The 13,353-nt window shown below is 48.8% G+C and carries 11 protein-coding genes; 2 read left to right on the top strand and 9 right to left on the bottom strand.

The features are described 5' to 3' along the window. Positions 1 to 3 precede the first annotated feature (3 nt). From narI to AC0MA3_RS02465, 4 genes are read right to left on the bottom strand one after another with little or no spacing between them, the layout of a single operon-like run. A complete protein-coding gene (narI, locus tag AC0MA3_RS02450) occupies positions 4 to 690 on the bottom strand; it encodes a respiratory nitrate reductase subunit gamma (RefSeq protein WP_379152272.1) in 687 nt (228 codons plus the stop codon). Beyond that, positions 687 to 1,253, bottom strand: a complete 567-nt coding sequence (gene narJ / locus AC0MA3_RS02455) for a nitrate reductase molybdenum cofactor assembly chaperone (protein WP_474655046.1) — start codon at positions 1,251 to 1,253, stop codon at positions 687 to 689. The genes narI and narJ overlap by 4 nt, the downstream gene beginning before the upstream one ends. Further along, positions 1,246 to 2,829, bottom strand: a complete 1,584-nt coding sequence (gene narH / locus AC0MA3_RS02460; RefSeq protein ID WP_379152264.1) for a nitrate reductase subunit beta — start codon at positions 2,827 to 2,829, stop codon at positions 1,246 to 1,248. Before narH ends, narJ begins: the two co-directional genes overlap by 8 nt. Next, complete coding sequence (locus AC0MA3_RS02465; RefSeq protein ID WP_474655047.1) at positions 2,819 to 6,493, bottom strand: nitrate reductase subunit alpha; 3,675 nt, start codon at positions 6,491 to 6,493, stop codon at positions 2,819 to 2,821. Before AC0MA3_RS02465 ends, narH begins: the two co-directional genes overlap by 11 nt. 320 nt (positions 6,494 to 6,813) lie before the next feature. Here AC0MA3_RS02465 and AC0MA3_RS02470 point away from each other — a divergent pair, with 320 nt between their 5' ends. Beyond that, positions 6,814 to 7,239 carry a hemerythrin domain-containing protein gene (locus AC0MA3_RS02470; RefSeq protein ID WP_474655048.1) on the top strand — a complete coding sequence of 142 codons (426 nt, stop codon included), beginning with the start codon at positions 6,814 to 6,816 and terminating at the stop codon, positions 7,237 to 7,239. 145 nt (positions 7,240 to 7,384) lie between these two features. After that, positions 7,385 to 8,566 (top strand): NO-inducible flavohemoprotein, encoded by a 1,182-nt coding sequence (hmpA, locus tag AC0MA3_RS02475; protein ID WP_474655168.1) that lies wholly within the window; start codon positions 7,385 to 7,387, stop codon positions 8,564 to 8,566. Between the two features lie 66 nt (positions 8,567 to 8,632). Here hmpA and AC0MA3_RS02480 read toward each other — a convergent pair whose 3' ends face one another. The 5 genes from AC0MA3_RS02480 to AC0MA3_RS02500 form a co-directional block, all read right to left on the bottom strand. Continuing rightward, a complete protein-coding gene (locus tag AC0MA3_RS02480) occupies positions 8,633 to 9,340 on the bottom strand; it encodes a Crp/Fnr family transcriptional regulator (RefSeq protein ID WP_474655049.1) in 708 nt (235 codons plus the stop codon). Positions 9,341 to 9,366: 26 nt separating this feature from the next. After that, the gene (gene rd / locus AC0MA3_RS02485; RefSeq protein WP_379152251.1) at positions 9,367 to 9,528 is read right to left on the bottom strand and encodes a rubredoxin; all 162 of its coding nucleotides are present in this window, start codon (positions 9,526 to 9,528) and stop codon (positions 9,367 to 9,369) included. 233 nt (positions 9,529 to 9,761) lie between these two features. Beyond that, a complete protein-coding gene (locus tag AC0MA3_RS02490; RefSeq protein WP_474655050.1) occupies positions 9,762 to 10,988 on the bottom strand; it encodes an NAD(P)/FAD-dependent oxidoreductase in 1,227 nt (408 codons plus the stop codon). Positions 10,989 to 10,999: 11 nt separating this feature from the next. Further along, positions 11,000 to 12,235: an FprA family A-type flavoprotein gene (locus tag AC0MA3_RS02495; protein ID WP_474655051.1), complete on the bottom strand. Its 1,236-nt coding sequence runs from the start codon at positions 12,233 to 12,235 to the stop codon at positions 11,000 to 11,002. A gap of 168 nt (positions 12,236 to 12,403) precedes the next feature. Next, entirely contained in the window at positions 12,404 to 13,351 is a 948-nt protein-coding gene (locus AC0MA3_RS02500) for a helix-turn-helix transcriptional regulator (RefSeq protein WP_474655052.1), read from the bottom strand. Positions 13,352 to 13,353 lie beyond the last annotated feature (2 nt).

The raw sequence follows: 13,353 nt of genomic DNA on the forward strand, positions 1-13,353 counted from the left end.
CCTTTAATTCGATTTATGTCTTCTGTATAGAATATAACTTCTGCCTACATAATTCAACGGAACACTCCATACATGAACAAGCCGGGTAAAGGGCCAGAATGCGAAGATCGCGAAACCAGACAGGACGTGAATTTTAAAGGAAAGCGGCACAGTTGTCATTAACGCAGGATCGGGTCTGAACATAAACAAGCCACGGAACCATACGGAAATGGTCTCACGGTAATCAAATTCAGGCTGCACCGCGTTGGTAACAAGTGTAGAGTACATGCCCATAAATACAATGAACAAGAGCAGAGAATTAACAATCAAATCAGAAGCGCTGCTAAGCCGCCGGACGTTCTTGAGTGTAAATCGCCGTGAGGTAAGAATCAGCATACCGGCCAGAGTGACGATTCCAAAAATCCCACCGATATATACTGCCCCGATATGATACGTATGCTCATTTACACCCACAGCCTCCATCCATGATTTTGGAACAACGAGACCGCCAATGTGTCCGAAGATAACAGGAATAATTCCAAGATGAAAGAGAATACTTCCATATTTCAGTTGTTTCTTCTCGATAAATTCACTGGATTTGGCCGTCCAGTTGAACTGGTCTCTCCGGTAGCGGTAGATATGCCCAACAACAAAAACGACTAGGCAAATGTATGGAATAATGACCCATAAGAATTGATCGAACATATTCATTGACTGACTGCCTCCTGTTCGATGCAAGCTTTGAGTGTTTCCCGAAGACCCTTCACCAGGTGGAAATACGGGCTTTGATTCTTGTCCAGCGCCTGAAGCAAGTGATATGTGCCATCCTCCAGAATCCCAATCAGCATCCGGAAATTCTCGGGTGTCCGTGAATCGTTACGCCATTCGGCTGCATAAAGAAATTCACACATGAGCGGCAAGTAGTCCGGCAATTCACCTTCAGGCATTTCAAGCCCATACATTTCATACAGCATTTTTAGTTTGGCGAGGATTTGACCACGTTCCTTGGCATCCTCAAATTTAAAATAAGTCATATACAGTGCACAATCCCGCTGAAAATCAAAGGTTGCTGCATATTGTTCCTGTATCTCATCCAAACTGTATTGCTGCATGAGCTCCCCGTACATATGCAGATGGTGGTAAGCCGGATGTCCCTCTTCGAACACCTCTTCCGGGAAAGACTGTTGAAAATCCTGACTTTCTGGATACATTAGCTGCAATGCAAAGTACCCGAAGGAGTGCTTGAATGTGTACAGCTTCGTTAAATCAATCACGCCAGATCCCTCCGTAGAAGTTCTCTTCGTATAATTCCTTGGCCGTCTTCGACTCCGAACCGGCAGTATTTGACGGACCGCATCCATCACATCCCGATCCTGATGACCCGAAGGAACCCATGTCACCCATCCGGTTGCCATACCCAGCAGAGCCTTGGGCACGATATGGATTCATAGTTTGTTCCTTATGGGATGTCGGAATTACAAAGCGGTCCTCATATTTGGCGATAGCCAACAAGCGGTACATCTGTTCAGTCTGCTGTGCTGTCAATCCTACCCGCTCAAGCCGGCTTGCATCGAAGGGTTGATTGGCTGATTTGGCACGCATATACGAGCGCATCATAGCCATCCGCTGGAGAGCTTCTTTTACCGTCTGAGTGTCGCCTGCGGTCAGCATATTGGCCAGATACTGGATGGGTGTCCGCATTTCCTCGATCGCCGGGAAAATCATATCCGGATTCTTCAGAGAATCCTTCCCTTCAAAATAATTCATTATCGGGCTGAGTGGCGGGACATACCATACCATCGGCAGCGTCCGGTATTCCGGGTGCAGCGGGAACGCCAGCTTATGTTCAATGGCAAGCTTATATACCGGTGAATTCTGGGCGGCTTCCAGCCAATCCTCAGAGATCCCGTCTTTTCTGGCTTGGGCGATGACTTCAGGATCATGCGGATTCATAAATAAATCACATTGGGCTTTGTACAGATCTTTCTCATCCGGTGTGGAAGCAGCCTCCAGCACCTTGTCCGCGTCGTAGAGCAGAACGCCTAGATAACGGATACGACCAGTACAGGTCTCAGAGCATACCGTCGGCAATCCAGCTTCCACACGCGGGAAGCAAAACGTACATTTTTCCGCTTTGTTGGTCTGCCAGTTGAAATATACCTTCTTATATGGACAGCCCGTCATGCAGTATCTCCAGCCCCGGCAGGCCTCCTGATCTACGAGAACAATGCCGTCCTCTTCCCTTTTATACATCGCTCCTGAAGGACAAGAGGCGACACAGCTGGGATTAAGGCAGTGTTCACACAACCGTGGCAGATAGATCATGAACGACTGTTCAAAGTTGAATTTGATCTCCTCTTCAATCTTCTGGATATTCGGATCAAGCGGTCCGGTTACGTGTGCGCCGGCCAGATCATCCTCCCAGTTCGGACCCCACTCCAGGTCCATCTTCTCGCCTGTTACTGCCGAATGCGCACGTGCCACAGGTGAATGCTTTTGTTCCCCAGCGTCCGTCAGATGCTCGTAATTGTATGTCCAGGGTTCATAATAATCCTTCATCTCTGGCATGTCCGGGTTATAAAAAATCTTCCCGAGCGCGATCTTGGACAACTTGTTGCCGGATTTCAGCTCAAGCTTGCCTTTGCGGAGCTGCCAGCCCCCTTTGTAGAGTTCCTGATCTTCCCAGCGTTTCGGATAACCGATGCCCGGTTTGGTCTCCACGTTGTTAAACCACATATATTCCGCACCTTTACGGTTGGTCCAGGTCGTTTTGCAGGTCACGCTGCAGGTATGACAGCCTATGCACTTATCCAGATTCATCACCATTGCTACTTGCGCTTTAATCTTCAAGCCAGTTGACCTCCTTCATTTTTCGCACGGCTACGTATACATCACGCTGGTTGCCGATTGGGCCGTAGTAGTTAAATCCATAGCTGAGCTGTGCGTAACCCCCAACCATCTGGGTGGGCTTAAGATGAATTCGGGTGGGAGCATTATGACTGCCGCCACGCGTATCGGTAATCTCGGAGCCGGGAACTTGAATATGCTTGTCTTGTGCGTGATACATGAACATGGTGCCTCTAGGCATACGGTGGCTAACGACAGCACGGGCAGTGACCACGCCATTCCGGTTGTAGACTTCCAGCCAATCATTATCAGCAATATCGTGCTGTTCTGCGTCCTCGTTGTTAATCCACACCGTAGGCCCGCCACGGAAAAGAGTCAGCATGTGCTGGTTGTCCTGATATGTGGAGTGAATATTCCACTTGCCGTGTGGTGTTAAATACCGAAGGACAAGCGCATCCTGCCCGCCTTTTACTTCCCTGTCCCGCGGCCCGAATACCATCGGCGGCAAGGTCGGTTTGTAGATAGGCAATGCTTCACCAAACTGTTGAAAGATTTCATGATCAATGTAGAAGTGCTGTCTGCCTGTCAGGGTCCGGAACGGGACCAGACGTTCAATATTGGTAGTGAACGGCGAATACCTGCGCCCTTGTTTGTTGGAACCGCTGAATACCGGTGTAGGAATCACTTCCCGGGGCTGTGCGGTGATGCTATGGAATGTGATTTTCTCCGCAGCCCGGTCCGCTGAGATATCTCTTAATACAACGCCAGAATCTTTCTCTGCCTGTTCGTAGGCTTTCTGGGATACCCGGCCATTGGTTGCAGAAGACAGATGAAGAATCGTGTCTGCTACCTGACGGGCAGTTTGAATTTTGGGCAAACCATCTTTGATCGAATCATCATAAAAGACCCCGTTCAGACGTTTCAGCTCTTCATATTCATCAGCCACGGAGAAGCTGATGCCATGTGCGCCTGCTTTGCCGGAGACCAGATTAGGTCCAAGCGAGATGTATTTATCATGAATCTTGGTATAATCCCGTTCCACAATAATCAGATTTGGCATCGTTTTGCCCGGAACAGCTTCCACTTCACCTTTGGCCCAGTCTTTGACCAAGCCCATCGGCTGAGAAATCTCACTGATCGAATCATGGGCAAGCGGTGTAGCGACCAGATCTTTGTAGACACCCGGCAGCTCTGACTTCGCCATTTCCGAGAAGACTTCCGAGAGCTGGCGGTAAATATCCCAATCTGAACGGGATTCCCACAACGGATTGACCGCAGGATTAAATGGATGAACGAACGGATGCATATCTGTTGAGGATAAATCCGTCTTCTCATACCAGGTAGCCGCCGGAAGAACGACATCCGCATACAACGGGGTTGTGGTCATACGAAAATCCAGCGCGACCATCAGATCCAGCTTGCCTTCTACATCCTCCCGCCAGACGATTTCTTCGGGTTTCTGCTCTTCATTCGGCGTGGCAAGCAGTCCATCTGATGCACCGAGCAGATGCTTCATAAAGTATTCCTGGCCCTTCGCGGAGCTGGATATCAGATTAGAACGCCATATGAATAAGCTTCGCGGGAAATTCTCGGGTGCACCCGGATCTTCTACGGCAAAACGGGTCGTTCTTGATTTGATCTCCTCCAGCGTATGGGCGATGATCTCAGCATTGGTTTTTTTGCCCTGCTGAGCGGCTTCTTCTGCGAACATGAGGCTGTTCTTGTTAAACTGCGGGAAGGAAGGCAGCCAGCCCAGCCTTGCCGCAAGCACATTGTAATCGGCGGGGTGCTGGTAGGCTACCTCTCCTGCTGTCGGTGACTTAAGCGAATCGGTACCACTCTCTTCGTAACGCCATTGTTCTGTTGCGAAGTAGAAGAACGACGTAGCATTCTGCTGCCGGGACGGGCCCTGCCAATCCTTCGCAAAAGCGATAGTCGACCATCCTTCGATCGGGCGGCATTTCTCTTGACCAACATAGTGCGCCCAGCCGCCCCCGTTTACCCCCTGGGATGCGGTAAGAATTACAAGGTTCAGGATGGAGCGGTAGATGGTGTCACTATTGAACCAATGATTAATCCCGGCTCCCATGATAATCATGGAGCGTCCGCCGGTATCAATGGCGTTCTGGGCGAATTCACGGGCAATCTGAACCACAACACTGGATTTCACACCTGTGATGTTCTCCTGCCATGCAGGAGTGTAATGGGAGGCGCTATCGTTATAGTCCTTGGCGTTCCAAGGACTCTCAATTCTGCCGATCCCGTATTGACTCATCATCAGATCATATACCGTTGTACCATATCGTTCCGTTCCATCAGCAAGACGTATTTTCATAGCAGGAATCGTCCGTGTGAATGTACCGTTCCCCGCTTGATCGAAATAAGGGAATACAATCTCTTCCCACTGCCCGCCGTATTCTTCAACAGAAAGTGCAGGAACAATCTTCGTGCCGTCTTCCCGTTCAAGAATGAGATTCCATTTCTTATCCGTCTCCCAGCGCTGCCCCATCGTCCCGTTAGGAACCACAAGCTCCTCGGAGACAGAGTCATAGATCACTGGTTTCCATTCCGCATGCGAAGAGGAATCACCGAGATCGCTCGCACGGAGGAAACGACCGCCCTTCAAGCTCTGCTCATGGGGATCCAGGAGAATGATGAAAGGCATGTCCGTATATTGTTTGGCATAGTCCATAAACATCGCTTCTTGGCGTTCATAATAAAATTCCTTCAGAATCACATGGGTCATTGCCTGAGCTAAGGCAGCATCGGTACCCGGATTAGGTGCAAGCCAGTTGTCAGCGAATTTGACGTTCTCTGCCAAATCCGGTGCAACGGACACCACTTTGGTTCCTTTATATCGTACTTCAGTCATGAAGTGGGCATCCGGGGTCCGGGTTAGCGGTACATTCGAGCCCCACATGATCAAATAGCCGGCATTGTACCAATCTGAGGATTCTGGAACATCTGTCTGCTCGCCCCATATTTGCGGAGAAGCCGGGGGCAGATCAGCGTACCAATCGTAAAAGCTGAGCATTTGCCCTCCAATGAGCGAGAGGAACCGTGCACCCGAAGCATAGCTGACCATAGACATAGCCGGAATCGGAGTGAACCCGGCAATCCGGTCTGGCCCATACTTTCGTATGGTATAGATTAACTGTGCCGAGATCAGACGAAGCGCGTCATCCCACGCAACCCGGGTCAGCCCCCCTTTGCCACGGGCTTTTTTATAGAGATCCGCTTTCTCCGGGTCTTCCACGATACTTGCCCAAGCATCTACGGGATTGTCATGCTCCTGCACTGCAGCCTTCCAGAGGCGCCACAGCTTCCCTCTCATATAGGGGTATTTCACCCGAAGGGGACTATATTCATACCAGGAAAAGGTTGCACCTCTGGGACAGCCGCGGGGTTCGAACTCCGGCATATCCGGTCCGCAGGACGGATAGTCAATCTGTTGATTCTCCCAAGTAATAATTCCATTCTTCACGAATACCTTCCAGCTGCAGGAGCCTGTACAATTCACTCCATGCGTTGTGCGGACCACTTTATCATGAGACCAGCGCTGGCGGTACATATCTTCCCAATCCCTGTTCTTTTCCTCCAGAATGGACCACTTTCCAGAATAACTTTCAACCGGCTTAAAAAAGTTCAAGCCATACTTTTTCTTCATCGCTTACAAACACTCCTTTGCAGAATGAAGGACATGGAAGAGTCCGACTCACTATTCATTCGAATACCTCCATTATGGAGGCCCCGGACCGGAGTTCCCATTAGGGAATGTCCTATAGTCCCTCGGGAAATCCCTTGATTCAGCAAAAAGTGAAAAGCCCCCCTCTTGAATCAGGAGAGCCTTCTAAGCGTTTTAGAAAGGTGTGCGCTGCTAACTGCTGTCAGGGAATTCCCTCTTTTTGTTCAGGGGATGTCCTAACCGGAAATTTCAATGCTGCCTTCTATGTTATACTGAGAAAAAATTTTGGGGAGGATAAACAAATGGTAGGACCCTCTTTACGTCAACTGCACGCCCATCATGCCATACATCAAGGCGGACTATCGGGTGCAATAGACAAAACTGAAGAAGTCGAGAAACTGCTGGAGATACAAGAATTCGAGGTTGCACGACAAGCGGCCGATCACCTTGTGGAGTACTGGGAAACTAGAATACTGAGTCATGCGGAGGCGGAAGAAGAAGGGTTCTATCCGGAGATGGCGGCGAATAACCCCGGTTTGCAGAATGCAGTAACCAGGCTGACTCGTGATCATGAGCTCCTCCGAATCATGATCGCAGATATCAAAACCATGCTTGACGAAGAAGGCCTCACAACAGAAGTGCTTCAGCATTTCCATGCGCTTGTGGTGGTGAATGCTATTCACAGCAGAGACGAGGAAAGGCTGCTGCTTGAGGAACCTTCACGATAATTTCGCTGCTCGGATAAATTATGTGATCTTTGATACAAAATAAGATAGAAAAAGTGTCCGTTTTGTTAAAGTGGTATTTTAAATATATCTTTTAAATGTAAAAGAGTATATATTAAATTTGTAAAATTGAGAGGAGTGAACGGTCATTTTATCCACACAAACACGAGAAATTGTCAAATCTACAGCCCCTGTCCTTGCGGAACACGGTACTGCAATAACTACGGTATTCTACCGGAATCTCTTTGCGGCCCATCCTGAGCTTTTGAATGTATTTAACCATGCCAATCAGGCACAAGGCCGGCAACAGACTGCCCTTGCGAATGCAGTGTATGCTGCTGCAGTTCACATTGACAACCTGGAGAATATTTTGCCTGCAGTCGTCCAGATTGCCAATAAACATGTGAGTCTTGGCATTAAACCGGAGCAGTACCCGATTGTCGGTGAATTTCTGCTGAAAGCCATCAAGGAAGTGCTTGGGGACGCAGCAACCGATGATATCATGAAGGCTTGGGAAGAAGCTTATGGCGTAATCGCAGCCGCCTTCATTGGTGTTGAAGCGAACATGTACAAGGAAGCGCGCGAGCAAGAGAATGGCTGGAATTTCTTCAAACCGTTTACTGTGGTCCGAAAAGTACAGGAAAGCTCCAGCATAGCCTCCTTCTATCTCAAGCCTGCTGATGGCTCGGGTGTACCGGCGTTCAAACCAGGACAATACATTTCAGTGCGGGTACTAATCCCGGGTGAACAGTATACTATGATCCGCCAGTATAGCCTGTCTCAAGCATCCAAGCCTGACGAGTTCCGCATCTCCGTGAAACGGGAAGCTGACAATGATCCGAATGGAGTAGTCTCTGTCTACCTTCATACACAGGTAAGCGAAGGAGATACCGTGGAAGTAAGTGCACCTGCCGGAGAATTCCTGCTGGATACTTCCAAAACCACACCAGTGGCTTTTATCTCTGGTGGTGTCGGTATCACACCAATGATGAGCATGCTCGAAACGGTAGCCGTGTCATCGCCGGACCGCCCTACTGTATTCCTGCATGCGGCACGGAATGAATCACTAGCCGCTTTTGGTAATGATGTTGAGAAGCATGCGCTGAACATGAGCAATATCAAATATAAAACCTTTTATTCAAGCGGCTCGGACGGCCAAATCACCCGTGAAGCATTAGCATCGTATGTGGATCCAGCAGGTGATGCCTATGTATGCGGACCGGTTCCTTTCATGGAAGCCATGATCCGCGAACTGCTGGCGATAGGGATGAAAGAGGAACAGATCCACTATGAGTTTTTTGGTCCGGCTATGCAATTAGAACAAGCCTAGTCCACATTGTAAAAAGAGTGCGCCAGAATCCAAATTCCGGCACACTCTTTTTTTTGTCTTCAATTGTCAGTCCATATATTTCTCCAAGGAGGGCCGGTTGCGGATGATCATCTGCTTGTTGCCGATCAGCTCAATCAGACCCAGGTCTTCAAAGATTGCAAATTTCCGGCTAATGGTTTCCCGTGTAACGCCTACGTAATTCGCCAGTTCTTCCCGTGAAAGCGGGAGATCGATATGAATCTTACCGCCCCGCATTTTACCATAGACATCACTAAGCTCCAGAATCATATAGGCAATCCGGATTTCCGGATCCTTGGTAGCCAGGCTTTGCGCCAGATTCTCGGTATGCGCCAGTCTTTTAGTTACCGTCTTAAGCAGTTTGAAGGCAATATCGGGATTATCCATGATCAGCAGCTCCATATCTGTTTTGGTCAGCATGCAGATACTGGTATCTTTCAATGCATATGCGCTAAAGTTACTGAGCTCATCGCTGTTAAAGATGCTGAGTTCGCCAAAAAAATCACCGGCTGTCAAAATGTGCAGGATTTGCTCCTTTCCCTGCGGAGTCATTTTGGACAGTTTCACTTGTCCTTGCTGAATAATATACAGGGTATCCGTCGGCTGTTCTTCCAGAATCAGAGACTGTCCCTTGGAGTACTTTCGGTGGATAATCATCGCACTGATCCGGGAGAGGTCCGCGCCGGAAAGGGAAGCGAAGATGGGTACTTTGCGGGTGCAGGGCTCAGCGGCATTCTGGCAGGAATGTTCCGGCATATCGGGTCTCTCCTTTGCAGAATTCTCTAAGATATAGGTGAAAAATGGCTGGTATCTTCGCCGCAGACCGGGCAGACCCAATCCTCAGGCAAATCTTCAAAAGCGGTGCCCGGTTCTACATCCTCGTCAGGATCACCAATTGCAGGATCATAAATATAACCACAAGGCTCACATACATACTTTTTCATCAGGGTCATCTCCTCTTTTATTATTGCAGGCTATATAAGTTGAACTTTAGATTTTCATATTAAGGTCTGGTCGTAACTGCGGGGAATGTTTGGACTTCCGGCCGCTGTTGTCTGCAGATTTCTTGATTTATACCGCTGTTCGCGGTGGAAATCCGCAGACAAAGGCGGTCGCTTTCGCTCCTACAGTTCCAAACTCCCCCTCCGCACTCCTACCTTTTCCATGTTTATTAATTTCAACTTATATTGCTTTGCAATCTCGTCTTAACTTCCTCCATAATTACTGAAATACTGCTGGAAAGATTGATGCCTTCCAGGCTGCAGCCTGACTCAATAGCGGATTTATAGACCAGCGAGGCCGCAGCCCCCTCCCAGGAAACAGCGCCGATCATTGTGTTTTCTTTCACAAATATCTGGGTATATACCCCGTTCTCTACTGCTGATATACTCTGGTCACACAGCGCCTCATCTGTCTGTCCAATCGAAAAAAGCGAGATTCCAAATGCATTAAAGTAAGTGACCGGAACTGCTTTGCGGTAAGCAACAGGTTCATTAGCCGCCATATTATTACCGGCAATGCGCCCCTGCTCCATAGCTCCTCCCCACAAACCTTCCACATGTCCGTTCATTTCAGCAATGTCTCCTGCAGCATATACATGGGGAGCACTGGTCTCCATATGTGCATTCACGACAATACCGGAACGGGTATCAATCGGGGTGTCTTTCACCAGCGTTGTATTCGGCACAATACCTATCGAATAAACGACATGATCACAGGAAATTACAGAATTATCGTCAAGTGTAACTCCTGTTACGGATTCCACACCTGTTATAGAGGTCACACCGGTATGCAGAATAACCTTCACACCGGCTTGTTCAAGGGTTTCCTTCAGCTTTATTGAAGAGGTTTCATCCAGTTGACGAGCCATTAACCGCGGAGCCGCTTCGATAACAGTCACTTCATAACCAGCTTCGTGTAAGGCCCATGCCGTCTCCAGACCTTGTACACCACCGCCGATGGTTACGATACGGTTGCCGCTCTCAAGACTCGCTTTCAGGGAATCAGCATCTTCCAGATCCCGGATGGTATGGACATTCTTCAGCCCTGCGCCCTCCACTGGAAGTGCCCGGTTTCTCGCCCCCATACAGAGCAGCAGCTTGTGGTAAGTGATCATTCTGCCGTCAGCTGTCTCGACTTGTTGCCGGTCTGTATGAATATTCGTTACCCGGGTTGAGGTTTGCACAGCGATGCGGTTATCCTTATACCACTTTTCCTTCTTGATCAGTACCTTTTCACTGTGCAAATCGGTGAACAATCCTTTGGTCAGCTTAATCCGGTTGTAGGGCAAATGCCCCTCCTCACCCAGAATGGAAATCTCCGTATCAGGATCCTGATCGCGAATCGCCTTGGCGGCATGAACAGCCGCTACTCCACTGCCAATAATAAGATAATGTTTATTCATGTTCTGCCCCCTTAATAAGAACTGAGCAGAAGATCAGAGACAAATTCCGCAGCATTTTTGATTTGTTGAACCTTTTCCGGTGCCTTAGGTGAGAAACGGACACGTATCGGGAATTCGATGTGGATCATCCCTGTGGATTTGATGACTTCCGAAGTACTCTGTACAGTCATATTCGTGGCATTCAGGTAATCCTGAATCACTTCTATCGCTTCCCCGCTCCAACCGTAGGAGCCAAAGGCAGCTGCCAGTTTGCCTTCCAGATCCATATTCTTCATCTCTTGCAGGATAGGCTCCAGGTTGCCGATCATATCAGCATATCTGGTAGAGCTTCCTATAAACACGGCATCTGCAGAGGCGATACTGTTCAGAATATCTTCCACACTACTCTTGTCGGCATCCCACACTTCAGTCTCAATCTGGTTTGCATTCAGGCAATCCTTCATGATATTCGCCATTCTTTTGGTGTTATTCTTAAGTGTGGTATAGACAATAACAGCCTTTTTGCCTTCAGTAGTCTCACGGCTGAGTACATCATAGAGATCAATATATTTGCGGATGTCTTCCCGGATCAGATATCCGTGAGAAGGTGCGATCATCTCAATATCAAGGTCCTGAACAGCAGCCATTAGTGTTCTGACGTATCTCCGGTGCGGGTGAATAATTGCACTGTAGTAGCCTTTGAAGTCATCCGTGATGTCGTATCCGGCCTCATCGCTGAACAGCTTATTCACAGCAACATGGGTGCTAAAAATATCGCAAGGAAAGAGGATTTTATCTTCCACACAATATGTGATCATAGTCTCAGCCGTATGAAGGTACGGAGTCTCCTTGAACAGCAAGGTTTTTCCGCCGATATCCAGTGTATCTCCGTCCTTTACAACCAGGAAGTTCCGGCTGTGAAGCTTGTACATTTCCTGCAACTCCGGCACAGCGATCGCTGTGCAGACAATCGTGGCATTAAGTGCCCTTGAGGAGAGTGCAGCCAGTCCTCCGGAATGGTCAGGTTCTGTATGGTTAATTACGATATATTCAATATCCATGGGATCAATGAATTGGCTTAACCGCTCCGCATATTCACGTCCAAACTCCATATCTACAGTGTCGATGATCGTAGGTTTGCCGGTTTTCAGCAGGTAGGAGTTATAGGTAGTTCCTTTCGCCAGGATCAGCCGATGAAAAGGTACCTCCCGGTTATCAATTTTACCGACCCAATAAGTATCTTTCGCAATCTTGTATTCTGTGTTCATATGCTTAACCTCCTGAATGATAATGTTTATCAACAACTTCATTCTAGCTTGGAGGCTAAACAAAAAGGAGGATTACAATCACATTTTGAAATTTTCAAAGTTCATCTATTCATACTATAAATATACACGGTTGCGGCCAAAGGGTTATGCGTATGGTCACTTTGCTTGTCAGTAGCGTTTAAGAATTTTATCGGCCTCTTCCCGGATCCTGTGGCGGAATGACTCCGGTTCGAGCACCTCTACGTCCCCGCCCCAGCTAAGGACATACGGAAGCAATTCTTCCGTGTGCCGGACGCGAAAGGTAAATAATAGGCTATCCTTCCGCTCCTCCATCGTATCCATATAAAAGCTGCCGGTTTCTGCGATTTTGTCCGCCTTCTCAGGATTCACCCGTATCTGTACCCGAATATTACGGTCATCTGGTTGACGGTAGCGGCTCAGGTCAAATCCGATTGGCACCGTGAACGGCTCATCGAGCACGTCGAGCTCTGTCATCCGCGACAAACGGAAATGGCGGATTTCCTGCCGCAGGTCGCAGTGTGCGATCAGAATCCAATTCCCTTGAATGAACACCAGTCCATACGGGGCAACCTTCCGCATGCTTTTCCGGTTCCCGTCGGATCCGGGCAAAGATTTCAGATAGGTAAAGCTCAATTTGCGTCGTTCCAGAACGGCACGCCTTACCTCTCCGAGATAGTCTTTTTCCTTATGGCCGGTTACCGGTTCTTTGGTGTGAAGAAGCCGCATCGTTTCACGTACCCGGTTGGATTCAGAGCGTACCGGCTCGGGAAGGACGGCCTCAATTTTGCGCCGTACCGCCTTCGCTACACTGCCGTAATAAGCGTCCAGCCTCTGTTCAATGAAGTCCGTCCCCATAATCAAGGCCACAGCCTCCTCGGCAGTGAAGCCGACTGGCGGCAGGAAATACCCGTCCATCAGGGAGTACCCCTGCCCGGGAGCGCCGATAATCGGAACCCCCGCCTCACTCAATGCTTGAATGTCACGGTATATCGTCCGCACACTCGTCTCGAATTGATCAGCCAAGTCTTCCGCTCGAAGCACCTTGCTCCTCTGCAGTTCAAGTGTGATGGCGAGCTGCCGTTCAGTTTTATTCATGG

The sequence above is a fragment of the Paenibacillus sp. LS-5 genome, from assembly GCF_056121505.1.